At 68.2% G+C, this 25,076-nt stretch carries 24 protein-coding genes; 10 read left to right on the top strand and 14 right to left on the bottom strand.

Annotated features, from left to right (window positions below):
- The first annotated feature begins 47 nt into the window (after positions 1 to 47).
- Positions 48 to 899: an NAD(P)-dependent oxidoreductase gene (locus HII28_RS18835; protein ID WP_170027400.1), complete on the top strand. Its 852-nt coding sequence runs from the start codon at positions 48 to 50 to the stop codon at positions 897 to 899.
- A gap of 120 nt (positions 900 to 1,019) precedes the next feature.
- On the opposite strand, the gene HII28_RS18830 is transcribed toward HII28_RS18835, so the two are convergent.
- On the bottom strand, positions 1,020 to 1,499 hold the full coding sequence (locus HII28_RS18830; protein ID WP_170027399.1) for a MarR family transcriptional regulator: 480 nt from the start codon (positions 1,497 to 1,499) through the stop codon (positions 1,020 to 1,022).
- 8 nt (positions 1,500 to 1,507) lie between these two features.
- Positions 1,508 to 3,256: an MDR family MFS transporter gene (locus HII28_RS18825; RefSeq protein ID WP_170027517.1), complete on the bottom strand. Its 1,749-nt coding sequence runs from the start codon at positions 3,254 to 3,256 to the stop codon at positions 1,508 to 1,510.
- Between the two features lie 550 nt (positions 3,257 to 3,806).
- Here HII28_RS18825 and rplJ point away from each other — a divergent pair.
- From rplJ to HII28_RS18805, 4 genes are all read left to right on the top strand, one after another.
- Positions 3,807 to 4,322 carry a 50S ribosomal protein L10 gene (rplJ, locus tag HII28_RS18820; protein WP_170027398.1) on the top strand — a complete coding sequence of 172 codons (516 nt, stop codon included), beginning with the start codon at positions 3,807 to 3,809 and terminating at the stop codon, positions 4,320 to 4,322.
- A 72-nt stretch (positions 4,323 to 4,394) separates the two neighbouring features.
- Positions 4,395 to 4,787, top strand: a complete 393-nt coding sequence (gene rplL, locus HII28_RS18815) for a 50S ribosomal protein L7/L12 (RefSeq protein WP_240978393.1) — start codon at positions 4,395 to 4,397, stop codon at positions 4,785 to 4,787.
- Positions 4,788 to 5,180: 393 nt separating this feature from the next.
- On the top strand, positions 5,181 to 5,690 hold the full coding sequence (locus HII28_RS18810; RefSeq protein WP_170027397.1) for a MarR family transcriptional regulator: 510 nt from the start codon (positions 5,181 to 5,183) through the stop codon (positions 5,688 to 5,690).
- A 5-nt stretch (positions 5,691 to 5,695) separates the two neighbouring features.
- Positions 5,696 to 7,012 carry an MFS transporter gene (locus tag HII28_RS18805; protein WP_170027396.1) on the top strand — a complete coding sequence of 439 codons (1,317 nt, stop codon included), beginning with the start codon at positions 5,696 to 5,698 and terminating at the stop codon, positions 7,010 to 7,012.
- A 36-nt stretch (positions 7,013 to 7,048) separates the two neighbouring features.
- Here HII28_RS18805 and HII28_RS18800 read toward each other — a convergent pair whose 3' ends face one another.
- The 9 genes from HII28_RS18800 to HII28_RS18765 form a co-directional block, all read right to left on the bottom strand.
- Positions 7,049 to 7,876, bottom strand: a complete 828-nt coding sequence (locus tag HII28_RS18800; RefSeq protein WP_170027395.1) for a dienelactone hydrolase family protein — start codon at positions 7,874 to 7,876, stop codon at positions 7,049 to 7,051.
- Between the two features lie 228 nt (positions 7,877 to 8,104).
- A complete protein-coding gene (locus tag HII28_RS18795) occupies positions 8,105 to 8,515 on the bottom strand; it encodes a RidA family protein (RefSeq protein WP_170027394.1) in 411 nt (136 codons plus the stop codon).
- A 57-nt stretch (positions 8,516 to 8,572) separates the two neighbouring features.
- Entirely contained in the window at positions 8,573 to 9,589 is a 1,017-nt protein-coding gene (locus HII28_RS18790; RefSeq protein WP_170027393.1) for a LacI family DNA-binding transcriptional regulator, read from the bottom strand.
- A gap of 12 nt (positions 9,590 to 9,601) precedes the next feature.
- Complete coding sequence (locus tag HII28_RS18785) at positions 9,602 to 9,892, bottom strand: hypothetical protein (RefSeq protein ID WP_170027392.1); 291 nt, start codon at positions 9,890 to 9,892, stop codon at positions 9,602 to 9,604.
- Positions 9,893 to 9,898: 6 nt separating this feature from the next.
- The gene (locus tag HII28_RS18780; RefSeq protein WP_170027391.1) at positions 9,899 to 10,822 is read right to left on the bottom strand and encodes a carbohydrate ABC transporter permease; all 924 of its coding nucleotides are present in this window, start codon (positions 10,820 to 10,822) and stop codon (positions 9,899 to 9,901) included.
- Positions 10,819 to 11,835: a sugar ABC transporter permease gene (locus HII28_RS18775; protein WP_170027390.1), complete on the bottom strand. Its 1,017-nt coding sequence runs from the start codon at positions 11,833 to 11,835 to the stop codon at positions 10,819 to 10,821. Before HII28_RS18775 ends, HII28_RS18780 begins: the two co-directional genes overlap by 4 nt.
- A gap of 12 nt (positions 11,836 to 11,847) precedes the next feature.
- The gene (locus HII28_RS20550) at positions 11,848 to 11,973 is read right to left on the bottom strand and encodes a hypothetical protein (protein WP_277348512.1); all 126 of its coding nucleotides are present in this window, start codon (positions 11,971 to 11,973) and stop codon (positions 11,848 to 11,850) included.
- Positions 11,974 to 11,990: 17 nt separating this feature from the next.
- Positions 11,991 to 13,280: an ABC transporter substrate-binding protein gene (locus tag HII28_RS18770; RefSeq protein WP_170027389.1), complete on the bottom strand. Its 1,290-nt coding sequence runs from the start codon at positions 13,278 to 13,280 to the stop codon at positions 11,991 to 11,993.
- A 196-nt stretch (positions 13,281 to 13,476) separates the two neighbouring features.
- Positions 13,477 to 14,154, bottom strand: a complete 678-nt coding sequence (locus HII28_RS18765; protein WP_170027388.1) for a GntR family transcriptional regulator — start codon at positions 14,152 to 14,154, stop codon at positions 13,477 to 13,479.
- A 272-nt stretch (positions 14,155 to 14,426) separates the two neighbouring features.
- Here HII28_RS18765 and HII28_RS18760 point away from each other — a divergent pair, with 272 nt between their 5' ends.
- Entirely contained in the window at positions 14,427 to 15,704 is a 1,278-nt protein-coding gene (locus HII28_RS18760; protein WP_205865085.1) for an MFS transporter, read from the top strand.
- A 76-nt stretch (positions 15,705 to 15,780) separates the two neighbouring features.
- Here the strand turns inward: HII28_RS18760 and HII28_RS18755 are convergent, their stop codons facing one another.
- Positions 15,781 to 16,455: a metal-dependent transcriptional regulator gene (locus HII28_RS18755; RefSeq protein ID WP_170027387.1), complete on the bottom strand. Its 675-nt coding sequence runs from the start codon at positions 16,453 to 16,455 to the stop codon at positions 15,781 to 15,783.
- Positions 16,456 to 16,724: 269 nt separating this feature from the next.
- On the opposite strand from HII28_RS18755, the gene HII28_RS18750 reads away from it, so the two are divergent.
- The 4 genes from HII28_RS18750 (at position 16,725) to HII28_RS18735 (ending at position 21,040) form a co-directional block, all read left to right on the top strand.
- Positions 16,725 to 18,089 (top strand): cystathionine beta-synthase, encoded by a 1,365-nt coding sequence (locus HII28_RS18750; protein WP_170027386.1) that lies wholly within the window; start codon positions 16,725 to 16,727, stop codon positions 18,087 to 18,089.
- Between the two features lie 51 nt (positions 18,090 to 18,140).
- Positions 18,141 to 19,337: a cystathionine gamma-synthase gene (locus HII28_RS18745; protein ID WP_170027385.1), complete on the top strand. Its 1,197-nt coding sequence runs from the start codon at positions 18,141 to 18,143 to the stop codon at positions 19,335 to 19,337.
- A gap of 88 nt (positions 19,338 to 19,425) precedes the next feature.
- The gene (locus HII28_RS18740) at positions 19,426 to 20,361 is read left to right on the top strand and encodes a cyclase family protein (RefSeq protein ID WP_170027384.1); all 936 of its coding nucleotides are present in this window, start codon (positions 19,426 to 19,428) and stop codon (positions 20,359 to 20,361) included.
- Between the two features lie 166 nt (positions 20,362 to 20,527).
- The gene (locus HII28_RS18735; protein ID WP_170027383.1) at positions 20,528 to 21,040 is read left to right on the top strand and encodes a DinB family protein; all 513 of its coding nucleotides are present in this window, start codon (positions 20,528 to 20,530) and stop codon (positions 21,038 to 21,040) included.
- 17 nt (positions 21,041 to 21,057) lie between these two features.
- Here the strand turns inward: HII28_RS18735 and HII28_RS18730 are convergent, their stop codons facing one another.
- Both HII28_RS18730 and HII28_RS18725 read right to left on the bottom strand, forming a co-directional pair.
- Positions 21,058 to 23,799 (bottom strand): glycosyl hydrolase, encoded by a 2,742-nt coding sequence (locus tag HII28_RS18730; protein ID WP_170027382.1) that lies wholly within the window; start codon positions 23,797 to 23,799, stop codon positions 21,058 to 21,060.
- A 48-nt stretch (positions 23,800 to 23,847) separates the two neighbouring features.
- The gene (locus tag HII28_RS18725; RefSeq protein WP_170027381.1) at positions 23,848 to 25,059 is read right to left on the bottom strand and encodes an acetylesterase; all 1,212 of its coding nucleotides are present in this window, start codon (positions 25,057 to 25,059) and stop codon (positions 23,848 to 23,850) included.
- Positions 25,060 to 25,076 lie beyond the last annotated feature (17 nt).

The following is a 25,076-nucleotide window of genomic DNA, read 5'->3' as shown; positions in this document are numbered from 1 at the left end:
GTACCGGTCCCGACATCGCACGGTCCCGCGGTGGAAGACTGGGCGGCATGCGCATTGCACTCACCGGCGGTTCTGGAAAGCTCGGCCGTACGGCCGTTCGCGTGCTTCGTGAAGCGGGGCACGATGTCACCAACTTCGATGTGGCGGGCAGTCGTGGTCCCGGCTTCCTGCAGGTCGACCTGAAGGACTACGGGCAGGTGGTGGACGCCCTCGCCGGCGTTCGCGACGGTGCGCGCCAGCCCGGATACGACGCCATCGTCCACCTCGGAGCCATCCCGGCGCCGGGCATCCGCAGCGACGTCGCCACGTTCGAGAACAACATCCTGAGCACGTATCACGTGTTCCAGGCGGCCCGGACGCTCGGCATCCGCAACATCGTCTACGCGTCGAGCGAGACGGTGCTCGGTCTTCCGTTCGACATCGATCCGCCCTACCTGCCGATCGACGAGGAGTACCCGGGACGCCCTGAGTCGACGTATTCGCTCGTCAAGCACCTCGAAGAGACGATGGCGAAGCAGTTCATCCGGTGGGATCCGCAGCTGAAGATCATCGGCCTCCGGTTCTCCAACGTGATGGATCCGGATGACTACGCCGCCTTCCCCGGATACGACGTCGACACCTCGAACCGGCGCTGGAACGCCTTCGGATACATCGACGCGCGCGACGGCGGCCAGGCCATCCTCAAGGCGGTGGAGTCGGATCTCACCGGCTTCGAGGCGTTCATCATCGCCGCGGCCGACACGGTCTCGGACCGGACGAACGCCGAACTCGCCGCCGCGGAGTTCCCGAACGTCGAGATCGCGCGCGAGCTCGGCGAGCACGACACCATGCTGTCCGTCGACAAGGCGCGACGCCTGCTCGGCTACGACCCGCAGCATTCCTGGCGCGACCACGTCTGAGTCCGGGCCTGGCGCCGGAAATGAACGATGCGCCGTGAGAAGGTGTCGCTTCTCACGGCGCATCGCCGGTTCTCGGCTCGCCTCGTCCCCGCCGATCCGGCACGGACGACAAGCGCCGGCTCAGAGCTCGTTGAGCCGGTGCATCAACTGGGCGAACAGGTGCAGGTCGCTCACGTCCCAGTCCGCGAGCCCGCTGCGCATCTCGGCGCGGTTGCGGTTCGCGATCGCTTCCAGCCGGCGTCGTGCCTCATCGGTGGCGGCGAAATAGGTCGCCCGGCGGTCGACCGGATCCTGCTCCCGTCGCAGCAGACCGAGCTGCTCGAGCTGGCTTGCCTGTCTGCTCACCAGGCTCTTGTCCGCGTACAACTCCTCGGCGAGAGCGCCGGCGTGCATCGGACCGGAGCGCGCGAGCGCACCGAGCATGATGTAGCCGAACGGCGGCAGCTGGGGGTCGACTTCGAGAGCCTGGGCACGCATCCGGGTGCGGAGCTTGACGAACAGCGAGCCGAACTCGCGCTCGACCGAGGCGATCGCATCGTCGAGGTCCGAGGCGCCACGGTCACGGGCGTCGCCGCCTGCGGCGCGGTCGCTCTCGGTCATGGTCGGCATCATAGCGACGCGCTCTCCTCCACCCCTGCGCGGCGGATGCCCGCCGCCTGCGCCGCACGCCGTCGCGAGTCATCCTCGTGGTCGGCATCCGCGAGGGACTCCGCCACCTCCAGCGGCTCACCTCCGATCAGCGCCTCCGCGTCGTCGATGACCTCCGCCGCGGCGAGGGCGATCGCGCCTTCGCTGTCGAGAGAGGCTGCATCCTCGTCGTGCTGGCGCTCGATGGCGGTCTTGGTGCCGAGCCGCTTGTTGGGCAGCAGGCACACCGCGATGAGGGTGATGATCGCGAGCGGCGCCGCGATCAGGAAGACGAACGCCACGGACTGTCCGTAGGCGGACTCGACGATCACCCGCACGCTGTCGGGCAGCGACGACACGGCCGGGATGGTGCCGGCCTGCAGCGACTTGGCGATCGGTGCACCGGCGGGACCGAGGTCCATGATCGCCTTGGTGAGGTCCGGACCGCTGTCGCTGATGTGGTTCGCGACCTGCGTGCCCAGCACGGAGCCCAGCACCGAGACGCCCGCTGTGCCGCCGAGGCTGCGGAAGAATGTCACACCCGCGCTCGCCGCACCCATCTCGCTCGGCGCGACGACGTTCTGCACGATCAGCACCAGGTTCTGCATGACCATTCCGACGCCGGCGCCGAGCACGAACATGTAGATCGACAGGAGCACGTAGTTCGTGTCGTAGGTGATGGTTCCCATCAGGAACAGGCCGGCGATGAGGAGCACGCTGCCCACCACCATGAAGGCCTTCCACTTGCCGGTACGGCTGATGATCTGGCCGACCACGATCGACGACAGCAGGATGCCCGCCATCATCGGCAGAGTCAGCAGACCGGACTGCGTCGGGGTGGCGCCACGGGCCAGCTGCATGTACTGACCGAGGAACACCGAGGTGCCGAACATCGCGACACCGACGGAGATGCTCGCGATCACCGCGAACGTGAAGGTGCGGTTCTTGAAGAGACGAAGCGGGATGACCGGCTCCTTCGCCTTCAGCTCGACGATGACGGCGAGGATCAGCGCGAGCGCTGCTCCGGCGACCATCCAGAAGCTGGTGGCGGACGCCCACTCGAACTGACCCTTCTGGCCGGCGAGCGAAACCCAGATCAGCAGGATCGATACGCCCGCGGCGATCAGCACCGCACCGAGGTAGTCGATCGACACCTTCCGCTTCGGCCGCTTGGGCAGACGGAGCGTGACCTGCAGCAGGATGATGGCGAGCACCGCGAACGGGACGCCGACGAAGAAGTTCCAGCGCCATCCGATCGAGTCGGTGAGCAGGCCGCCGAGCAGTGGTCCGCCGACGGTGCCGATGGCCATGATGGCCCCGAATATGCCCATGTACTTGCCGCGCTCACGCGGGCTGATGATGTCGGCCATGATGACCTGGCTGAGGGCGGTGAGACCGCCGGCGCCGACACCCTGCACGACGCGGAAGCCGATCAGCATCGACGGATCCTGCGAGAACCCGGCCAGCGCGGAACCGATCACGAAGATGGCGAGCGAGAGCTGGATCAGCAGCTTGCGGTTGAACAGGTCGGACAGCTTGCCCCAGATGGGCGTGGTGACGGTGGTGGCCAGAAGGGTGGCGACGACGACCCAGGTGTAGGCGGTCTGATCGCCCTTGAGGTCGGAGACGATCTTCGGCAGCGAGGTGGAGACGACGGTACCGGCGAGGATCGACACGAACATGCCGAGCAACAGGCCGGAGAGCGCCTCGAGCACCTGCCGCGGCGACATCTTGGGCGATCCGGAAGCGGATGCCTCCGGCTCGGCCTTCGTTGCGGCGTGCGACATAGAGGAGAACTCCAAACGATGGATGTGTGGACGGGTGGCGAAGCGGATGGCTGTGGCTCGACGCTGCGCCCGAGATCCGTTGATGAATGTCAACTATAGATAATTGCTTCACATTCGTCAACTAATGCAGTTGGTCAACTATTCCCAGCTGGCCAGTAGGTCCCCTCACGCACTGCGCGGTGCGCGCGGACCCGTGTGAGGTGTCGGAGCGGTGCCGATTTGAGCATCCGCGAACCGTCGCGTACCATTGACGGAGCCCAAGACCGCCGGTCTTCGTCGTGCGTGCATGACGAACGAAGGTTCTCGGGAGCGAAGCACTCAGGTGCATCGCTCATCGGGACGGCCCGCGCAGGTGAAGAACGAGACGATTCCGGTTTGCGAACCGAATCCGACACGCTCCGCGCCTGTGCGAGGAGCGTTTTTTTGATTTCCGTACCGAGTCCTGGGCGACGCGGGGCATCCGCCGCGCGTCTCGTATGTAAGAGGAGTGGCCATGGCGAACAAGGAAGCCGCGGTTGCCGAGCTCGAGGACAAGTTCAAGAGCTCGACTGCCGTTCTGCTGACCGAGTACCGCGGTCTGTCTGTTGCGCAGCTCAAGGAGCTTCGCAGGTCTATCAGTGCAGACGCGACCTACGCCGTGGTGAAGAACACGCTGACCAAGATCGCGGCGAACAACGCCGGCATCACGGCTTTCGACGATGAACTCGCCGGACCGTCCGCGATCGCCTTCGTGCACGGTGACCCCGTGAACGTCGCGAAGGGTCTTCGTGACTTCGCCAAGGCGAACCCTCTTCTCGTGGTCAAGGGAGGGTACTTCGACGGTGCCGCCCTTTCCGCCGAAGAGGTAGGCAAGCTCGCCGACCTCGAGTCCCGTGAGGTGCTGCTGGCCAAGCTGGCCGGTGCCTTCAAGGCCTCGCTGTTCGGAGCCGCATATCTGTTCAACGCACCGCTGTCGAAGGCCGTTCGCACGGTCGACGCGCTGCGTGAGAAGCAGGAGTCCGCAGCGTAGGCATCCGTTCCCCCTATCGGGGTTCGGGATGCTCGCCGCGGTGAGTAACGACAAGAAACCAAGGAGAAGAAAATGGCTGCAAAGCTGTCCACCGAGGAGCTGCTCGAGCAGTTCAAGGGTCTGACGCTCATCGAGCTGTCGGAGTTCGTCAAGGCGTTCGAGGAGACCTTCGAGGTCACCGCTGCTGCGCCCGTCGCCGTTGCCGCCCCGGCCGCCGGTGGCGCCGGTGCCGCTGCCGAAGAGGTTGAGGAGAAGGATTCCTTCGACGTCATCCTCGAGGCTGCCGGTGAGAAGAAGATCCAGGTCATCAAGGTCGTGCGCGAGCTGACCTCCCTCGGCCTCGGTGAGGCGAAGGCCGTCGTCGACGGTGCTCCGAAGGCCGTGCTCGAGGGCGCGAACAAGGAGACCGCCGAGAAGGCGAAGGCGTCCCTCGAAGAGGCCGGCGCGACCGTCACGCTCAAGTAGTAACCGCCCCGGTTGGGGCATCCGTTCCCGAGGGCATTCGCCTGACGGAACAGTTCCGCATCTTGCGGAACCATGTCGCAAGGGCGTCATCCCGTCAGGGGTGGCGCCCTTCGTCGTGTCTGGTCGTGCGCCTGTGTCGACTCCCGGGTCGGAGCAGGGCACCTCGACAACAGGACATCCGCTCGACAACAGGACATCCGGCTCGAAAATACGACATCCGGCTCGAAAACACGACATCCGCCCGAAATCAGGCCATCCGCTCGAAAACAGGCGAATTCGGCCTGTTTTCGGCGCGAGAGCGCGATCAGTCCTGTTTTCGGCGCAGGCCGACGAACGGTGAGCAGGGGAACGGGCCACTTGCGTTTATATAGCCTGGCTATATATAATGGTTACATGCTTACCGAACCGATCTCTCTTCCCCTGCGGGACGAGACGGGGTCCGAGGCCGAACTGCGGTTCCTGATCAGTGACCTGGCGCAGCTCTCCGGCCGGATCACGCGCCTCGCCCACCGCCTCTCCGGAGGGCCGGAAGGCCCCGCAACGTGGCGCACGCTCGCCGCACTGCAGACGTCGGGGCCGATGCGCCTCGGCGAACTCGCTGCCGTGAGCCAGGTCGCTCAGCCGACCATGACCAAGATCGTCGCGGGCCTCGTCGAGCGCGAGTGGGTGAAGCGCATCGCGGATGCCGACGACGCCAGGGCGTGGCAGATCGGCATCTCCGCCAAGGGCATCATCCAGCTCTCCGAATGGCGCAACAACATGGCGACCGCGTTGCTCCCGCTCTTCGAGGATCTCGACGACGAGGAGCGTCGCACCATCCAGCGTGCTGTCGAGCTCGTGCAGCCCCGCATCACCAAGGCCTATGCCTCCCCGGAAACCCTGACGCGAAAGACGAACGACTGATCTCGATGACGCAGACAGACACAGCACCCGATACCAATTCCATCTCCCTCCCGAACCACGGCGCAGCGCACAACGCGCCCGCGGGGCACTCCGGCGGGGCAGGCATCCTGAACCAGCCCATCGCCGTGTGGGCCGTCGCATTCGCCTGCGTCGTCTCGTTCATGGGCATCGGCCTGGTCGACCCGATCCTCCCTGCGATCGCGAACAGCCTGAAGGCCACGTCGGCGCAGACCGAGCTGCTCTTCACGACCTACCTGCTCATCACCGGTGTCGCCATGTTCTTCACGAGCTGGCTGTCGACCCGCATCGGCACCAAGAAGACGTTGCTCATCGGCCTGGCCGTCATCGTCGTCTTCGCGGCACTCGCCGGTTCCAGCGGATCCGTGTGGGAGATCATCGGATTCCGCGCCGGCTGGGGACTCGGCAACGCCCTGTTCATCTCCACGGCGCTGGCCGCCATCGTCGGTGCAGCGTCGGGCGGCGCATCGCAGGCCATCATCCTGTACGAGGCGGCGCTGGGACTGGGCATGGCGCTCGGCCCGCTCGTCGGCGGCCTGCTCGGCAACGTGTCGTGGCGCGGCCCGTTCTTCGGCACGGCCACGCTGATGGCCGTCGGCTTCATCGCGATCATGACCATGCTGCGCAGCAAGGGCGAGGCGAAGCTGACACCCACCAAGCTCACGGCGCCGTTCCGTGGGCTGGCCAAGCCGGGCCTGCGCGTGATGGCCTCTGCCGCGCTGTTCTACAACATGGGCTTCTTCGTGCTGCTGGCCTACACGCCGTTCGCGCTGGCGGATCTCGGACTCGACGCAGCAATCCCGCTCGGTCTCATCTTCACCGGCTGGGGCATCGCCCTCGCGATCTCGTCCGTCTGGATCGCGCCGGCACTGACCAACAGGATGCGCCGCACCACGGTGCTCATCACGGTCATTCCGCTGCTCGCCATCGACCTGCTGATGGTCGGGCTGTTCGTGAAGTCCATCGTCGCGATCATCGTGTTCGTGATCATCGGCGGCATCTTCCTCGGCATCCTCAACACGGTGCTCACGGAGTGCTCGATGGAGGCGACCGACCTGCCGCGTCCCGTGGCCTCGTCGGCCTACTCCGGTGTGCGATTCATCGGCGGTGCGGTCGCGCCTCCGATCGCAGCAGCCCTTGGCGGCGCATTCGGTGCAGCAGTGCCGTTCTTCTTCGGAACGCTCGTGCTCGTGATCGCCGCCATCGTCATCGTCTTCGGTCGCCGTGCCTTGCGCCGCGCCGACGGGATGATCGAGAGCGCACAGGCCGAGGCCGAGGCCATCGGACTGGGCGACGCGGCCTGATCGGATACCGCAAGCGGCTCCTTGTGAGCGGTCGGCTCAGACGATCCGCTCTCGCAGGAACTCGACGACACGCCGCCGGGCAGCGAATGCGCTGTTCGGCGGCGTTTCGCGTACCTCGGTGGTGAGCACGGAGTGAGCGCGGCCGGAGTAACCGTCAGGGTTGCCGGGGGAGGAGTCCAGCTCGATCACCTCGAAGGCGTCGCCGAGGCGCTCTCTGAGCGTCGCGAATCGGGCGACGGGCGCCGACACATCCCGGCTGAAGCGCAGTCCGAGCACGCAGAGACCGTCGTCGCGGGCCCGGGCGGCCACGCGCTCGAGCTCGTCGGGGCCGACGCCGGCATCGGCCCGGCGCTGCGCGCTGACCGGGAACGGGACGGCCGGTTCGGCGAGCACCGGGGCGAGCACGGCATCGTCGGTGGCCGTCGCGAGGGCGAACCCGCCAGTGAAGCACATGCCGATGACGCCGACACCGCGCCCCGGCGTGCGGGTCGCGAGGTCGGCGGCGACGGCGCGCAGGAAATCCGTGATGGGTCGATGCGCGTTCCGAGCGAAAGCCCGCATCTCGGCCGAGACGCACAAACGGACGACGGTGCGCATCGTGTATCCGATGGTGGGCTCTCGCCCCGGCTCTCCGAACGGGGACGGGATGACGACGGTGAACCCCTCACCTACGAGGTGGTCCGCAAGCCCCAGGACCTCCGGCGTGATGCCCGGAGCCTCCGGGATCAGCACCACGCCGGCTCCGGAGCCCTTCTCGAAGCAGTCGTACGTGAGGCCGCCGCCGGTGAAGGGATGCCGAATCCATCCATCCAACGTCGATGTCGGCGCGCTGGCCGCCTCATTCGGGGACGGGGCTTCCGGCATGCGTCCTCCTGGTCGTCCGACCGGTCGTCCGCCGGTCGGAGTCCGCTCACTCTAGAACCGGAAAGGGCATGCGCGACAGAGCAGGTGGAACCCGACGCGGGCAGTCAGTGCTCCGCGGGTCCAGGTCCGGCGGCACAGCTGGGGTTCGTAGCTACTGCGAGGCGGTGGGTGCATCTGTGCATTCGCACGTTCACTTGCACCGCCGCGTGAGGCCGGCGGCGCGCTGCGTCAGACGGATGCCCGCGGCTGGATCGCCGCGACCGCACTGATCTCGATGAGCGCGCCGGGCACGCCCAGTCCTGCCACACGAGCACCGGTGACGAGCGGCGGGGCGCCGTCGCGAGCGAGTTTCGGGGCGATGGCGCCGTAGGCGGCGTTCAGATCGGCGCCCTCCTGGAACAGGATGAGCCATTGGATCACGTCGTCCAGTGACGCCCCGGCAGCGGCCAGGGCGACCTCGGCGTTGGCGAGGGCTCTCGCGGCCTGCTGTCCGATTTCGGCAGAGACGAGGGCACCGGCCCCGTCCACTCCGTTCTGGCCGCCCAGGTAGACGGTGGCGGCCCCAGGCGGAACGATCGCGACGTGACTGAATGCGGGGCTCTTCACGAGCCCATCCGGTTGCAGCAGCGTGGCAGACATGCATTCAGCGTGCCAGCCGCCACCGACAGCAGTGATGCTGTCCAGCGAGCCCATCGCTCACGAATCGACGGCAGGCGGTGCCGTGCTCCCGCGCTCGACGAAGCGCACCGGATGCCGCGTCGAGCGCGCCCTCGTGCGTCGGCCGGCCAGCTCGGCCAGCAGCATCCGCGCGGCAGCCGCGCCCTGCTCGAACGGATCCTGCTCGAACGTGGTCAGCCCGAACGCTTCGCCGAGCCGGTGTCCGTCGATGCCCACCACCGACATGTCCTGCGGGACCCGCAGCCCGTGCGACCAGAGCGAGAGCATCGCGCCCATCGCCATCTCGTCGCTGCCCGCGAAGATGGCGGTGGGCCGATCGCCGCCGAGATCCAGCAACTCGTCGACGGCTCGCCTGCTCGTCTCCGCGTCGAAGCGGCCCGGCAGGAAGCGGTCGGCGCGCACGGGGAGTCCGGCGGCATCGAGGGTCCGTTCCCAACCGGCGCGTCGCGCAGCCGGCACATGGTGGTTCAGGCCCGCCTCGTCCTCGCCGCCGAGGTGCGCGATGTCGGTGTGGCCGAGATCGATGAGGTGCTGGGTGGCGGCTGACGCGACACCGAGGTCGTCGATCCCGATGTGTCTGAGGCCTCGCACCGGTCCGCCGATCACGACCGTCGGATGCCCCGTCGACGCCAGCTGGCGACGCTCCTCGGCGCTGAAGTCCAGGCACAACGCGACGAGGGCATCCGTGCGCTTGCGCAGGATGGAGCGGTGGAACACCCTCGATCGATCCGTGCCCCTACCGCCGAGGTTGAATAGGATGAGGTCGTAGCTCGCCGCGCGCAGCTCGCTGTCCAGACCCTCCAGCACGGCCGTGTAGAACCAGCGGCTCACGGAGGGCACGACGGCGCCCATCGCAAGGGTGCGACCGGATGCCAGTCCCGACGCGCTCGACGATGCGACGTATCCGAGGTCGTCGGCGGCCCGGCGCACCGCGGCGCGGGTGGCATCCGACACATTGGGCAGCCCGCGCAGCGCCCGCGAGACGGTCGCCGTGGACACGCCGCACGCTCGTGCGACGTCGTCGATACCGGTCATGACGCTGCTGCCCTACGGGCGGATGACGTCCGTCTTCTCAGGCGCGGCGCCCGGCCGTTCCAGGCGCGCCGGCCGCGCACGCATCCTCGTCGTCACGCGATGGCGGGCTGCAAGGAGCAGCGCCAGGAGCACGACGAACGCGAGCAACGTGAGCGCCCAGCCCAGGGCATCCTGGCCGGTCACCTCCGCAATGGCCGCGATGACGAAGAAGGCGAACGTGAAGAATGCGACGATGCCGACGAAGACGTCGAGGGTCTCGCGCGGATCCCGCTGCGACTCATTGTTCAGTATGCGGATGCGCATGCCGGATCACCCCTTCACGCCACCGGCCGTGAGGCCGGCGACGATGCGGCGCTGGAAGATCAGCACCAGGATGACGAGCGGGATGGTCACGACCACGCCGGCGGCCATCACTGCGGTGTACGGCTCCTGGTGCGGCTGGCTGCCGGTGAAGCCTGCGATCGCGACGGTGACGGTCTGCGTGGCGTCCGTCGTCAGCTGGCTGGCGATCAGATACTCGTTCCAGCTGGCGATGAACGCGAGGATCGCCGTCGTGAACACCGCCGGCGCCGCCAGCGGCAGGATGATCTTGCGGAACGCCTGCGCCGAGGTGCAGCCGTCGATGCGGGCGGCTTCTTCGAGATCCCACGGCATCTCACGGAAGAACGACGTGAGCGTGTAGACCGTGAGCGGCAGCGCGAAGGAGATGTCCGGCAGGATCAGCGCCTGATACGTGCCGATCCAGCCCCAGTTGGTGAAGAGCTGGAACAGCGGCGTCAGCAGGGCGACACCGGGGAACATCGACGCGCCGAGGATGATGCCCATCACGATCCCCTTCATGCGGAAATCGAGTCGAGCGAGCGCGTAGGCGGCGAAGATGCCGAACAGGAGGCAGACGATCGTGGTGACGCCGCCGATGATGAGGCTGTTCAGCAGGGCGAGACCAAGATGGTTGCCCAGGTTCGTGGAAAGCGCCGTCACGTAGTTGTCGAAGGTGAAGTGCGTGAACCAGAACGAGTTGTCGAACGTGTAGCCCACGTCTCGGAACGAGGTGACGATCATCCAGTAGAACGGTGCGACGCACCAGACGACGATGATGATCGCGCTGATCCCGGTGCGGATGCTCTGGTTGCGCCGTCTGCGCCGCCCCGTGCGGTTCGCAGTCCTGGTGCCGCTGCCGCGGAGCGCGCTTCCTTCGGTCGTTGCCGTGGCCGGACCCGCGATGGTGCTCATAGCGTGCCCTTCTGCTGGGACTCCTGTGTTCGCACGACGTTCGCGCCGAGGAACCGCACGAAGATGAAGGCGACCAGGAAGATGATGATGAACGTGATCGTCGACAGCGCCGATGCGCTGTTCGGACCCTGTCTGATCTGTTGCACCACGAGGATCGACAGCGTCGTCGTCGCGTTGCCGCTGCCACCGCCGCCTCCGGTGAGGATGGCTGGCAGGTCGTAGATGCGCAGCGCGTCGAGGATGCGGAACAGCACCGCGACCATGAGCGCCGGTTTCAGCAGAGGCAGCGTGACGCGCCAGAACCTCTGAATGGTCGTGGTGCCGTCGACCTTCGCGGCCTCGTAGAGCTCCTCAGGGATGAGCTGCAGCCCAGCGAGGATGAGCAGCGCCATGAAGGGCGTGGTCTTCCAGGTGTCCGCGATGATGATCGCCCACCTCGACGACCATTCGCCGCTCACCCACAGCACTCGTTGTCCGATGAGAGCGTTCGCGATGCCCGCCGCAGAGAACACGAAGTACCAGAGCTTCGCGGTGACCGCCGTGGGGATGGCCCACGGGATGAGGATGGCCGCGCGCACGATACCGCGTCCGTGGAACGCGCGGTTCATGATGATGGCCATCCAGAGCCCGAACAGCGTCTCCAGGATCACGGTCACGACGGTGAAGAAGAACGTCACGCCGACCGCGTTCCAGAACTGGGCGCCCAGGCTTCCCGGCGGACAGGCCACCGTTCCGGTCGGGGACGAGCACTGCTGGAACAGCCAGTGCGTGTAGTTCTGGAAGCCCGCGAAGCCGCCCTGGACGAACATGCCCGTTGCGGGGTCGAGGCCGGCATCCTTCTGGAACGACATCACGATGGCGCTGACGATCGGGTAGCCGATCACCACCGCCAGAAGGGCCATGGTGGGCAGGATCAGCCAGATCGCCCAGCGCGCCTGCCCGCGCTTGTGCGATTCGTCGGACCGAGGTGGTCGACGCGGGGTGCTCACGGGTGTTGCTGTCTCCGTTGACATGCACGCCTCTTCTCACGTGAAGCCGTCGACCATGCGGCCGATCGTCGGCGGGGTCTGGGTGGAGCGGACCGGCGGCGAGCGGATGCCGCGCCGCCGGTCCTGAGTGACGTTGCCGTACTCGATGCCCGAGTACGGCACCGTGCCGTACGGCTCGCCTAACTGCCTGAGCTGGCCGCCTTGATCGCTGCTTCCATATCGCTCATCGCCTGGTCGACCGTCTTGTCACCCTTCAACGCCGCGTAGGAGTTGTCCTGGATGGCCTTGGTGACGGCCGGGTAGAACGGCGTCACCGGACGGGGGACAGCGCTCTCGATCGACTTCTTCAGCGTGCTGAGATACCCGAACTGCTTGTTCAGGTCGGGGTCGTCGTACAGCGAGGCGAGCACCGGCGCCAGCGAGCCCTGCGTCATGAAGAACTTCTGGGTCTCTTCGGTCTGCAGGAACTCGATGAAGTCGTGCGCCGTCTGCTTGTGCTTCGAGTACACGCTGATGGCCGCGTTGTGACCACCGAGGCTGGACGCGCCAGGGGTGCCGTCGCCGTTGCCCGGCAGCGGTGCCACAGCGAACTTGTCCTTCACGACGCTGGATCCGTCGGTCTTGGCCAGGTTGTAGACATACGGCCAGTTGCGCAGGAACAACAGCTTGCCTGCCTCGAACGCTTGCCGGCCCTGCTCCTCCTGATAGGTGATGGCATCCGCCGGGATGTTGCCGTCCTTGAAGCCGTCGACCAGACGCTGCAGGCCCTTCTTGGCCTCGGACGAATTCACGGTCGGCGTCTTGCCGTCCTTGGCGACGATCGTGCCGCCTGCGGTGTTGACGGCCTCTGCGGTGTTCACCGTGAGGCCCTCGTACTGCGCGAACTGGCCGGCGTAGCATCCGATTCCCGCCTGCTTCGCGATGGTGCAGTCGTTCATCATGTCGTCCCACGACGTGGGCGGCGTCTTCACCAGGTCGGTGCGGTAGTACAGCAGGCCGCCGTCACTGGTCTGCGGCGCAGCGTACTGCGTGCCGTTGTACGTCGCGGTCGCCACGGTCGGCTTGAACAGCTTCGACGTGTCCATCTTCAGCGACCCGGTCAGCGGTTGAAGCCATCCCTTGGCGGCGAACTCCGCCGTCCACACGACGTCGACGTCGACGACGTCGTAGTTGGCGTTCTTCGCCTGGAAGTTCTGCACGAGGTCGTCGTGCTGCTGGTCGGCCTGGTCGGATTGCTCCTTGAAGGTGACCTTCTCGTCAGGATGCGCCTTGTTCCACTTGTCGAGCAGCGGACGGACGACGTTGCTGTTGTCCTTGCCCTGCACGTACGTGATGGGACCCTTGCCATCCAGATTCTCGCTTTGCGGATTGGAACTTCCGCCACCCGAGCAACCGGCCAGTACCAGGCCGAGCACCGCGACGCCGGCGAGACCCGACAGACGCAGGGGCGTGATGCGCGCTCTTCTCATGTCCACTCCTCTTCGAGCGTGGTGCTTCGTGTGCTGTGCATTGACTGCGGAGTTCCTCATGAACGCCGCGGCATTCCCGGATGCTTCATCACCCACGCATGACGGGCTCGAAGGACATCCGTGTAACGCACGATAAGCACGATCGGGCACGAAATGTAAGCGTTTGCGTTAACCGCTTACAGGGTGTACTGGCGTGTCATTCGCCGACGATGCGCAAACCTCTGGCACCGAAAGCGCGCCGATCGGACCGGATCGAGGCCAGCAGACGCTCGAGGTTGGCATGGCTGTGGCGGGCGATCGCGGCGGCGGCGGCATCCGTGTCTCTGGCGCGGATGGCGTCCACGATCGCGGCGTGCTCTTCCCATGCGGATGCCCGGCCCTCCTCGGTGCGCATCTCGAGCCAGCGGGCGCGCGCCATGCGGGTGATCGCATCAGAGACGGCCTGCTCGATGAACGGATTCCCGCTCAGCGCAGCCAGTCCCTCGTGGAAGTCGGAGCCGCGGCGCATCCCGGTGTGCTCGTCGTCGGGGTCCTCGCCACGCGCGGTGACGGCAGCGGCGAAGGCGGCGAGATCATCGTCGGATGCACGTTCGCACGCCAGCCGTGCTGCCGCCGACTCGACGGCCTCGCGGTACTCGGCGAGCGCCGCCACCTCGTCCAGGTCGATAGGCGTCGCGTGCCAGTTGCGTCCGTCCCTGGCCACCAGCCCCTCGGCCTGCAGACGCATCAGGGCGGCCCTGACCGGCGTGCGGGACGCCCCGAATTCGCCCTCGAGCCCGCGTTCGCTGAGCCGCGCTCCCGGCACGATGTCCAGCGACAGAATGGCCTGGCGCACCTGCTCGTACACCTGCTCGGTCTGGGATGCAGTGGGCATGGGGGATTCGATCTGCTTTCGTGGGTTCGGCGATGGATCCGTCCGAACAAGTATGAGCGTCGCCGGGTGCGCGGCGGACATCTCTTCCCACCAGGTCGCGATGCGTCACTCGAAGTGTTCGTGCGCTCTGCCGGTCCTCGTCGGCGGCGTTGCCCGACGGACGCGGTCTCGAGCGAGTCGTGTTGCAATGCTTGGTGGTATACCAATATGGTATCCCGTACACGAACATGAGCCACGGCCGATCCGGCCCCGAACGGCAAGGAGAAGCCCTCATGGCGACGAGGCGACCAGCACACCCCGCATCGACGCCCCGAACGGGGTCGGTCCGGCCGTGGCTCATGCTCGCGACGGCGGTGCTGGCACAGGCAGCAGGCACTGTGTTCCAGTCCGCTCCGGCGTTCCTGATCCCGCTGTTGCACACCGAGCGGGGCATCCCGCTGGCGCAGGCCGGCCTGCTGGCATCTGCGCCGACGTTGGGCCTGGTCTTCACACTGGTGGCCTGGGGGGCGCTGACCGACCGGGTCGGGGAGCGCTGGGTGATCGCAGGCGGCATGGCGCTGACGGCGCTCGCCGCAGCAGGGGCGATGACGGCGTCGGGATATCTGGGGCTGGGCGGATTCCTGCTGCTCGGCGGTGCGGCATCCGGCAGCACGAATGCGGCGAGCGGACGGGTCGTCGTCGGCTGGTTCCGCAAGGAACGTCGCGGGCTGGCGATGGGCATCAGGCAGATGTGCCAGCCGCTGGGCGTCGCGGTCGCAGCGATCGCGATCCCGCCGCTGGCAGCATCCGGTGGAGTTGCGGCAGCGATGACGTTGCCGTTGGTGCTGACCGCGGTCTTGGCCGTGCTGAGCGCCGTGGTGATCATCGATCCGCCGCGTCCGGCGCGCAAGGGAGCGGATGCCGGCGACCGTCCCGCGAACCCGTACCGGTCGACAGCGGTGCTGGTGCGCATCCATGCCGCCTCCGCGCTGCTGGTCGTTCCGCAGTTCACCGTGTCGATCTTCGGGCTGATCTGGCTGACATCGGACCGCGGGATGTCGGCGACGGCGGCAGGCATCGTCGTCGGTGTCTCGCAGTTCGTTGGCGCGCTGGGACGCGTCGCCGTCGGCGTCTGGTCGGATCGCGTCGGAAGCAGGCTGAGGCCGCTCCGTCAGGTGGCGTGGGCAGCGGCAGCCGTGATGGTCGTGCTGGGCCTGAGTGAGCTGGCACCGGCGTGGACGGCAGCGGCAGCACTGATCGTCGCCGCAACCATCACCGTCGCGGACAACGGGCTGGCGTACACGGCGGTCGCCGAGATCGCCGGACCGTTCTGGTCCGGCAGGGCGCTCGGTGCGCAGAACACCGGACAGTTCCTGGCGGCGTCGATCGTGGGGCCGGCCGTCGGCGGGCTCATCACGCTGGTCGGATATCCGCTCGCGTTCGCACTCGTCGCCCTGGCGCCGGTGGCCGCGGTGCCGCTGGTGCCGCGCGAGGCGAAGGACGCCGAGGACGAGCTCGTCTCCATTGCGAGTCCCGGACTGGACACGTCACCGACAGCAGGTCGAGCCTGACGACGCCGACGCCGCTGCTCGCGCTCGTCGAAACCAGGCTCGAGCAGCGGTCGTGAGGCTCACGCCGGCAGCGGCATCAGGCTGCTGGCGACACCCAGATCGCGTTCGCGGCCACCGAGCCCGCGGTGATCGGGTCTCCGCCGTCGATGGAGACGACCAAGTCGCCCGCGAACGGTCGTGCCTCGAGCAAGGAGATGCCGGCATCCAGCCGGACACCGAGCTCGGCCAGATACCGCAGCACGGCCGGATCCGCGTCCGAGATGCGCACGACGGTGAGGCGCTCGCCGGCCGCCGCATCGGTGAGCGGGACGGCGTGCGGTGTCCGCGGGTCGCCGTCGGCGGTCGGGATCGGATCCCCGTGCGGATCCCGCACCGGATGCCCCAGCGCCGCGTCGATCCGGTCGATGAGCGTGTCGGAGACGGCGTGCTCCAGCACCTCGGCCTCGTCGTGCACCTCGTCCCACGGGTACCCGAGCGTCTCGACGAGGAACGTCTCGATCAGCCGGTGGCGCCGCACCATGGCCAAGGCATGAGCGCGTCCGGCCTCGGTGAGCCCGACGGCGCCGTACGGCTGGTGAACGACGAGACCCTGCTCCGTCAGACGGCGGATGCCGTCGGACACGGTCGCGGCCCTCACCCCGAACCGCGCGGCGAGCGCCGTCACGGTCACGGGCGTCGACTCCCATTCGTTCGCCGTCCAGATCACCTTGAGGTAGTCCTGAGCGGCGTTCGTGAGGGAGGACACGGACATGCGGATCAGTCTATGGTCGCGGTGAGCGCCCACCGCAGTCCCGGCTGTCGCTTGCCATGTGACCGCAGCCGCCGCACGACCACCCCGATCCTCCCGCGGGTTGAGCGATCCACGGCGGTTTCGGGAGATGGGTTCCCCGTGACGTAGTCTGGAGCGCGTGTTCCTGAACTGTTGTTGTCGCTGAGGCCGCGCCGGCCTGAGGGACGTGCGCGCGGCATCCGACCGACGACCGACCCCAGCGAAGACACCACGGAGACAGCAGGACGACCATGAAGTTCGCGGCATCCATCACCGACCTCATCGGCAACACGCCCCTCGTACGCCTGAACCACGTCACCGACGGCATCGCCGCAACGGTGCTCGTCAAGGTGGAATACCTGAATCCGGGCGGATCCAGCAAGGACCGCATCGCGGAGCGGATCATCGACGCCGCTGAGCGCGACGGCCTGCTGAAGCCCGGCGGCACGATCGTGGAGCCCACGAGCGGCAACACTGGCGTCGGCCTCGCACTGGTCGCGCAGCAGCGCGGATACCGCTGCGTCTTCGTGCTGCCCGACAAGGTGGGCGAGGACAAGCGCAACGTGCTGACCGCGTACGGCGCCGAGATCCACGTCACGCCGACCGCCGTGGCGCCGGACGACCCCGACTCGTACTACAGCGTCTCGGATCGCCTGGTGCGCGAGATCCCCGGTGCGTACAAGCCGAACCAGTATGCGAATCCGAATGGTCCGCTGAGCCACTACGAGACCACCGGACCTGAGATCTGGCGGGACACCGACGGCAAGGTCACGCACTTCGTCGCCGGCGTCGGCACGGGCGGAACGATCACCGGAACGGGACGCTTCCTCAAGGAGGTGTCGGAGGGACGGGTGCGGATCGTGGGCGCCGACCCAGAGGGATCGGTCTACTCAGGAGGCACCGGCCGCCCGTACCTCGTGGAGGGCGTCGGCGAGGACTTCTGGCCCGCCGCCTACGACCCGGGCGTGCCCGACGAGATCATCGCCGTGTCGGATGCCGACTCCTTCGCCATGACACGCAGGCTGGCCCGCGAGGAGGGTCTGCTCGTCGGCGGCTCCAGTGGCATGGCCGTCGTTGCAGCGCTCCGGGCTGCCGCAGAGCTCGGACCGGATGACGTCGTCGTCGTGCTGCTTCCCGACGGCGGCCGCGGCTACCTCGGCAAGATCTTCAACGACGCCTGGATGCGCTCATACGGCTTCAGTGACGTTTCGGGCGAGGCGACGGTGCGCGAGGTGATCGCCACGAAGTCGGGGGATCTTCCGGATCTCGTGCACGCGCATCCGTCAGACACCGTGCACGACGCCATCGCGATCATGAACGAGTACGGCGTGAGTCAGCTGCCGATCCTCAGCGCTGAGCCGCCCGTCGTGATCGGCGAGGTCGTCGGATCCCTCGACGAGCGAACCCTGCTCGACCAGGTGTTCGCGGGGTCGGCGAAGATGGCGGACAGCGTCGGATCCGTCGTGGCCGCACCGTTGCCGCTCATCGGCGTCAACGAGACGGTCTTCGCCGCTCGCTCCGCCCTCGGCGACTCGGATGCCCTCCTGGTGACGGACGGCGGCAAGCCGCTCTCGGTGATCACCCGCGCCGACCTGCTCGCCTTCCTCAGCCACTGACTCGCGGCCCCCTGACGCTCAACCCAACGACTTTCGAAAACGAGATCTCCCATGACTGACACCCACGACACCGCGAACGACGTCCCGACCGGATTCGCCACCCGCGCCATCCACGCCGGACAGGAGTTCGACCCGACGACCGGCGCGGTCGTTCCGCCCATCTACCAGACCTCCACGTTCGTGCAGGACGGCATCGGAGGGCTCCGCGGCGGCTACGAGTACGGCCGAAGCGGCAACCCGACCCGCACGTCGCTCGAGACGGTTCTTGCCGCCCTCGAGGGAGGCGACCGCGGACTTGCCTTCGCATCCGGACTCGCGGCAGAGGACGCGCTGCTGCGCTCTGCGCTGCGCCCCGGCGACCACATCGTGCTCGGCAACGACGTCTACGGTGGCACGCACCGGCTCATCAACCGGATCCACGGCGAGTGGGGCATCCGCCACACCGCGGTCGACCTGACCGATCTGGAGGGCGTGCGCGAGGCTCTCGGCATCGACGGCACGAAGATGCTGTGGATCGAGACGCCGAGCAACCCGCTGATGAAGATCAGCGACATCGCGGCACTGGCCGAGCTCGGTCACGCCGTCGGGGCGGTGGTGGTCGTGGACAACACGTTCGCGTCGCCTGCGCTGCAGCAGCCGCTGTCGCTCGGCGCCGACGTGGTGGTGCACTCCACGACGAAGTACCTCGGCGGGCACTCGGACGTGATCGGCGGCGCCGTCGTGCTCGGCGAAGCCACTCCCGAGTTGCACGACCTGGCGGAGAAGCTCGCGTTCCAGCAGTTCGCGGCCGGTGCCATCCTGGCTCCGATGGAGGCGTGGCTCACGGTGCGCGGCATCAAGACACTGGACGTGCGCGTGCAGCGCCACTCGGAGAACGCGCAGGCGATCGCGGAGCGTCTTGCGGAGCATCCGGCGGTCGAGAACGTCTACTACCCCGGCCTGCCGTCGCACCCCGGCCACGAACTGGCTGCACGCCAGATGTCGCGCTTCGGCGGCATGCTGTCCGTCGCGTTGCGAGCAGGAGCGGATGCCGCGCGCACCTTCGCCGAGTCCACCCGCGTCTTCCAGCTGGCCGAGTCCCTCGGCGGCGTCGAGTCCCTCATCGGATACCCCAGCGAGATGACGCACGCCTCCGTGCGAGGCACGGCGCTGGAGGTGCCGGCGAACATCGTGCGACTGTCGGTGGGCATCGAGGACGTGAACGACCTCGTCGCCGACGTCGAGCAGGCGCTCGACCGCGTGAGCTGAGACCCGGCGGCGCGGGCCGAAGGGCGCTGCGTGGCAGCGCCCACTACGGAGTGGCGATCAGGGGCGTCCGCCGCTGAGAGAATCAGCTATGACCGAATACCGCGCTCACTTCGATGCCACCGTCGAGTTCGTCAACGGCGGTTCGCTGACCGTCGAGGGCTTCCGCCTCGACCTGCCGGGAGACGATTCGCGCGCAGCGCGCCTTGACGCGGATGCCGTCGCTCGCCTCTTCGTGCAGCACCTCGGCCTTGCTCTCGTCGGCCGCGTCGAGCTGCGCGATCTCGTCATCGTCGAGGAGCCGCATCGGGGCAGCCGCGGAATGTCCGTGACCGAAACGGCGGATGCCGTGCGGCCGGTCGACGGCGCACGTCGCGTGGTCGACCTCAGCCATCGCATCCGCGAGGGACTCGTCACCTACCCGGGACTGCCGACCCCCACGATCGCGCCGCACCTCACTCGAGAGGACTCGCGCAGCATCTACGCGCCGGGCACCGAGTTCGCGATGGACATCATCACCATGATCGGCAACACCGGCACGTATCTCGACAGTCCCTTCCACCGTTATGCCGACGGGGGAGACCTCGCGTCGCTCGACCTCGCGAGCCTCGTCGACCTGCGCGCCGAGGTGGTGCATGTCGAGGACGCCCGAGAGCGCGGCGTGCCTGCCTCCGTGTTCTTCGACCGCGACGTACGCGGTGCCGCCGTGCTCGTGGACACCGGATGGGATCGCCACTTCGGCTCACCCGAGTACGCGAAGGGCGCACCCTTCCTGACGACGGATGCCGTCACGTACCTCGTCGAGCAGGGTGCGACGCTCGTGGGCATCGATTCCCTCAACATCGACGACACGGAATCGGGTGGAGAGCGTCCCGCGCACTCCGGGCTGCTGGCCGCGGGCATCCACGTCGTTGAGCACCTGACGAACCTCGGTGCACTGCCTCCGCACGGGGCGCGGTTCACCGCGGCGCCGCCGGCGGTCGAGGGATTCGCAACGTTCCCGGTGCGCGCGTACGCCATCGTCTGAGCCCGGCGGAGCGCGGATGGCCGCCTCCGGGTGAGGCGCGCACGACCGACGCGGACGTGTACTGGTGCGGAGGGGCGAGATCGCCCGTCCCGCGCGCCGACCCGCCCGCGTAACGTGGGCGCGGGAAGCGAACAGATCACGAGCGGGAAGCGAGCACGGACACCACATGGACACCAGAGACCTTCTGTCGGACGCCGCCGGACGCATCGGAGAGGGAGTGCACCGCCTGCTCGATGGCGTGGATCGTGCGACGCTGACGTTCCGGCCGGACGACGACGCCAACAGCATCGCATGGCTGGTCTGGCATCTCACGCGAGGCCAGGACGCCCAGATCGCCGACGTCTACTCACGTGAACAGGTCTGGACGGCCGAGGGCTGGGTCGACCGCTTCGGTCTGCCGTTCTCGCCCGGAGCGACGGGCTACGGACAGTCCGCGGACGAAGTCGCGGCCGTCGACGTCTCGGCGGAGTTGCTCGCCGGCTATTACGACGCGACGCAGCGGGTCACCATCGCACAGATCGATGCGACGAGCGACGCCGACCTGGACCGCATCGTCGACACCCGCTGGAACCCGCCGGTGACGCTCGGCGCGCGGCTCATCAGCATCATCGACGATGACGTCAAGCACCTCGGGCAGGCGGAATACGTGAAGGGGCTGGCACACAGGGCGCGAGCCTGAGCCCGGGAGAACGGATGTCAGTCCCCGGCGCTCCAGCGCAACCGCGGCACCGACACCAGCCCCGACCGCAGGCCCTCACCCGCGGCGTCCAGATCCTGCATCACGAACCGCATGCCGTAGAGCTCGCGTGATCGCGCGACGAGTTCGTCGACGCTTGCGCGCACCTCGGGATCCGTCAGCGCCGCTGCGGTGCTGTTCGACACGGTCACGCGGAGGACGTTGAGCCCTGGCTGGAGGGCATCCGTCACGTCCACCGCGTAAGGCGGCGCGAACAGCGTGCCGCATGCCCGTCCGTTGAGCTCCACCGTCGCCACGTCGCAGACCGGTGGCTTGACGCCCGCATGGTAGGACGCACCAGGCAGCGCACGTCCGTCGCCCGGCGCTTCGGGCACGGCGTCGCCGAGGTCGAGTTCCACCCGGTGCGGCACGCCGCCCGGCCAGAGCGTCTCGGCGTCGAACGCGATGTCGTACGTCGCGGAGCCTGAGAATCCTGGGCGATCCGCCCGCCAGTCGTGCGGGAGCTCGACCGGATCCACGTCGACGCGGTCGTCGTAACGGACGCGCCATCCGGTCGACAGCGGCGACGACTCGGAAGAGGGCGCCGCTGTGTCGTGCGGCGTCCGGCGCACGGACTCGCCGGCATCCGTGCCGGAGTTTTCGTGGCCCGCGAGCCAGTCCTGACCGCGGATGCCATCGGTCGCGATCACCACCGCCTGGTACGCCTCGAGACGCACGCGTGGCGGCGTGCCCGCCTCGCCGCTGCCGGTCACGCGCCCGTTCTCAGGACGCCACAGCTGCCATCCGTTCCTCAACTCGCGCGGATGGGCGACGAACGACACGGGTTCAGGTCCCGTGTTCGCCAGCAGGTACGCGTGCCCGTCCCCGATCGCCCTGTGCACGAATCCGACCTGAGGCGCCGGGGGATCGAGAACGAGGTCGGGCGAGCGACCGAGGCGGAGCACGGTGGCGAGTTCGTCAGGGGCAACAACGGTTTCCGCAGCGGCCTCAGGCCGAGAGCGTTCCGGATCGTCGCCCGCGAGTTCCGAGCCTGCCGGGACGACGGAGACGACGAGGGCGCCGGCAGCCTCGGCGGCACGGAGCGCGCGACGCGTGCGCTCGGGCAGATCCGTGGCGAACGGCAGCACGATGGCGGTGTTCTCGCCGATCGATGCCGTCCTCGCCGACGCGGCGCCGATCGATGCGGAGTTCGAGAGGATATCGAGCGCGTCGTCGTCGACGAGGTCGAAGTCGAATCCGGCGTCGCGGATGGCCGCGGGGATCTCATCGCCGATGTGCGCGCGGAGCGTTCGCCACAGATCGAGGTTGCCGCCCTTCTCCGGCCCCAGTCGTGGATACACGTCGGATGACGGCAGGTAGAGCAGCACGTCGCGCACGGGAGAGCCCTGGCGGAGCAGGGCACTCAGCCGGGCGAGGTACTCCGTGAGCGCCGGCATGGCGGGCCACCATGCGTTGCGGTCGTCCAGTGCGCCGGAGGCGTAGAAGAACCAGCCCAGCCCGGCGGCGTCCGGTGCACTGTACGGCCAGCCGTGTCCGATCAGCTGGTTGATCCCGAGCAGGAAGTGCTCGTGCGCCTCGCCCTTGAGGTCGAGCGGTGTCGCGCGGAACGACGGGGAGTGCACCCACGTCCACGTCTCGGCCGAGACCACGGACCGACCGAGGTGATGGGCTGCGGATGACGCCCACCTGGTCTGCGGAATGCCGCGCCATCCCCAGCCCTCGCCTTCGACCAGGTCGGCATGACCGTAACTCCCTAGCCGGGCCGGCGGCGCTCCGTAGCTCTGCACACGGAACCGAACGCCTCGGCGGCCGGCCCATCCGCGCACAACGTCGAGGAAGTTCTCCTCGTACAGTTCGCCGAGGGTCGTGTAGTACTCGGCGCGGAACTCCGCCGAACCAGGAGCGTCGAAACGCAGCCGCCACAGGTCCGGGATCGGGTCGTGGCCGCGACGGGCGAGGAACTCCGCCGGCAGGCGCGGCGTCCAGTTGGCGTCGTAGACCTCGAGACTGTCGCAGAACACCGATCCGACGAGCTCCGCAGGCACGGCATCCAGCAGCGGATCCGCGACGGCGGCCAGGTGCGCGGCCGTCGCTGCCGCGCTGTAGTGGTCGAGCACGGGCCCTTCGGCACCGGATGCCGCACGCTTCACCTGCTGTCCGGTCGGCGAGGACCACGCGATCGCGAGCTGGCGCGGTCCGCGTCCGGATCCGACGTGCACGCGCCCTTCGCGCACCGGCACCTGCGCGAACGCGCCCGGACGGTCGTGCACCGTGCCTTCGGCGACGAACACGGCGACCACGACGTCGTCGGGATGCGCGGACTCCGTCCCCAGGTCGAGCGCGTCCATGCCGATGTCGCGCACGTCCCAGCGCAGCGTGCGGGCCGCCGTGTCGGAGGCGATGTGCGGGCCGCCGTACGACCAGCCGCTGCCGAGGGTGAGGTCGAAACGCAGCCCGAGCTCGCGTGCCGTGCGCGCGGCGAACGCCACGTCATCCAGCGATTCAGGGGAGAGGAACGGATGCTCCACCCGCGACAGCGGATACACGAACGCCACCTCGACCCCGCCGATGCCCGCATCCCTCATGGCGCGCAGCTCGCGCGCCAGTTCGCCGCGCTCGACATCCGGACCGAACCACCACCAGCGCATCATCGGACGGCTGTCGGAAGGCGGAGTGCGGAAGGACTCGATCACCGAGTCGGCGGAAGGCCCGTCCGTCGGCGCGGTCGGCTGAGCGGTCATGCGATGGTTCCTCCGGGGTGACGGCGGGCTGCGGTGTGGACGTCGGGGCTATCGACGGTCGCGGTCGATCGCCGCATGGTCTGTCGAGGCCGCGGCGATGGGCGGCGCCTTGCGCGTTGCCGGCTGGACGGATGCGGAGCCGATCGGCGCCGCATCTTCGCGCCACGACCGCAGGAAGTCCACGATGGCATCCACCATCTCCCGGGTCAGCTCGTGGCCGGCGTCGAAGAAGCGTCCGCGGTAGCCGGGCAGGTTCAGCAGGAGTTCGTGAGCCGCGCGCATGCCTGCAGGTGGGAAGAGGGGGTCGCGCTCGCCGTAGAGCACGAAGAGCTCGCGCGGGCGTCCGATCCGGGCGATGTCCGGCCAGTCGGAGACCCGCGGCAGGCCGGGGCTGTGCAGCAGCCAGGAGTGGGCCTCGATGTAGTCGGGCATCAGCGACTCGAACGTCGCCATCATGCCGCCGATCACCGTCGCGCCGACCCGGGGATCGAGAGCGCCGGCGAGCTGGGCGCGTCCGCCGCCGCCGGAGAAGCCGACGGTCGCCAGTCGAGCGGCATCCACTCCGTCGAGGCCGGCGAGCACGTCGAGCGCGACGAGATCGTCCGCGAGGACCATGCCGGCGAAGGTCTGTCCGAGTGCGCCTGCCGCCTTCGCGATCAGCTCCTCGTGGGCGCTGGAGACCGCGTCGAACTCCTCCTCGGGGCTCGGCGCGTGGCCATCGGCCGCCCAGAGCGCGAGGAGGGCGTCACGCGTGTGCGCGAGCTTCGGCGGCAGCCGTGTGAGATCGAAACTCCTGCTCGCCCACGAGAACGTGTCGTGCGCGAGCACGACGGCATCAGAGCGCGCCAGTCGGTTGGCAAGCGCCTCCGGCCGGTCGCCGACGAGATCGACGAGTTGTGCAGCACCGATCGAGCGTCGCCCACCGTGCGGATGCAGCGCGAGGATGCCGGGCAGCGGCCCCCGAGCGCCTTTCGGTCGCAGCTCCCAGGCCTGGGTCGGCGGTCCGTACGGCATCCGCCAGCGCAGCGGCGTGATCAGCAGGCCGGACACCTCGACGGATGCGCCCCGGTCGACCTGCGGAACGACCGGCCGCTCGCGCAGCCCGAACACATCCGCAAGTTCTTGGGAACGCGGATCCGCCGCGGCGAAGGGCGCCGCGGCGGATGCGTGAGTCGGCCAGTCCTCGTAGCCGGGGATGGCGGACGACGAGGGGACGGACCCGAGGATGCGGTGCGGCGACGTGCGGCCGCCTGAGTCCACGGATCCGTCCTCCGACG

This window comes from Planctomonas sp. JC2975, assembly GCF_012985205.1.
In the GTDB taxonomy this organism is placed as follows: domain Bacteria; phylum Actinomycetota; class Actinomycetes; order Actinomycetales; family Microbacteriaceae; genus Humibacter.
Note: the sequence above shows the minus strand (reverse complement) of the source record. Positions and strands in the feature narration are given on the sequence as shown.

Excerpts from the sequence above, each read along its gene's own strand:
- HII28_RS18835 (WP_170027400.1), top strand. The coding sequence starts at position 48 with ATGCGCATTGCACTCACCGGCGGTTCTGGAAAGCTCGGCCGTACGGCC.
- HII28_RS18830 (WP_170027399.1), bottom strand. The coding sequence starts at position 1,499 with ATGACCGAGAGCGACCGCGCCGCAGGCGGCGACGCCCGTGACCGTGGC.
- HII28_RS18825 (WP_170027517.1), bottom strand. The coding sequence starts at position 3,256 with ATGTCGCCGCGGCAGGTGCTCGAGGCGCTCTCCGGCCTGTTGCTCGGC.
- rplJ (WP_170027398.1), top strand. The coding sequence starts at position 3,807 with ATGGCGAACAAGGAAGCCGCGGTTGCCGAGCTCGAGGACAAGTTCAAG.
- rplL (WP_240978393.1), top strand. The coding sequence starts at position 4,395 with ATGGCTGCAAAGCTGTCCACCGAGGAGCTGCTCGAGCAGTTCAAGGGT.
- HII28_RS18810 (WP_170027397.1), top strand. The coding sequence starts at position 5,181 with ATGCTTACCGAACCGATCTCTCTTCCCCTGCGGGACGAGACGGGGTCC.
- HII28_RS18805 (WP_170027396.1), top strand. The coding sequence starts at position 5,696 with ATGACGCAGACAGACACAGCACCCGATACCAATTCCATCTCCCTCCCG.
- HII28_RS18800 (WP_170027395.1), bottom strand. The coding sequence starts at position 7,876 with ATGCCGGAAGCCCCGTCCCCGAATGAGGCGGCCAGCGCGCCGACATCG.
- HII28_RS18795 (WP_170027394.1), bottom strand. The coding sequence starts at position 8,515 with ATGTCTGCCACGCTGCTGCAACCGGATGGGCTCGTGAAGAGCCCCGCA.
- HII28_RS18790 (WP_170027393.1), bottom strand. The coding sequence starts at position 9,589 with ATGACCGGTATCGACGACGTCGCACGAGCGTGCGGCGTGTCCACGGCG.
- HII28_RS18785 (WP_170027392.1), bottom strand. The coding sequence starts at position 9,892 with ATGCGCATCCGCATACTGAACAATGAGTCGCAGCGGGATCCGCGCGAG.
- HII28_RS18780 (WP_170027391.1), bottom strand. The coding sequence starts at position 10,822 with ATGAGCACCATCGCGGGTCCGGCCACGGCAACGACCGAAGGAAGCGCG.
- HII28_RS18775 (WP_170027390.1), bottom strand. The coding sequence starts at position 11,835 with ATGTCAACGGAGACAGCAACACCCGTGAGCACCCCGCGTCGACCACCT.
- HII28_RS18770 (WP_170027389.1), bottom strand. The coding sequence starts at position 13,280 with ATGAGAAGAGCGCGCATCACGCCCCTGCGTCTGTCGGGTCTCGCCGGC.
- HII28_RS18765 (WP_170027388.1), bottom strand. The coding sequence starts at position 14,154 with ATGCCCACTGCATCCCAGACCGAGCAGGTGTACGAGCAGGTGCGCCAG.
- HII28_RS18760 (WP_205865085.1), top strand. The coding sequence starts at position 14,427 with ATGGCGACGAGGCGACCAGCACACCCCGCATCGACGCCCCGAACGGGG.
- HII28_RS18755 (WP_170027387.1), bottom strand. The coding sequence starts at position 16,455 with ATGTCCGTGTCCTCCCTCACGAACGCCGCTCAGGACTACCTCAAGGTG.
- HII28_RS18750 (WP_170027386.1), top strand. The coding sequence starts at position 16,725 with ATGAAGTTCGCGGCATCCATCACCGACCTCATCGGCAACACGCCCCTC.
- HII28_RS18745 (WP_170027385.1), top strand. The coding sequence starts at position 18,141 with ATGACTGACACCCACGACACCGCGAACGACGTCCCGACCGGATTCGCC.
- HII28_RS18740 (WP_170027384.1), top strand. The coding sequence starts at position 19,426 with ATGACCGAATACCGCGCTCACTTCGATGCCACCGTCGAGTTCGTCAAC.
- HII28_RS18735 (WP_170027383.1), top strand. The coding sequence starts at position 20,528 with ATGGACACCAGAGACCTTCTGTCGGACGCCGCCGGACGCATCGGAGAG.
- HII28_RS18730 (WP_170027382.1), bottom strand. The coding sequence starts at position 23,799 with ATGACCGCTCAGCCGACCGCGCCGACGGACGGGCCTTCCGCCGACTCG.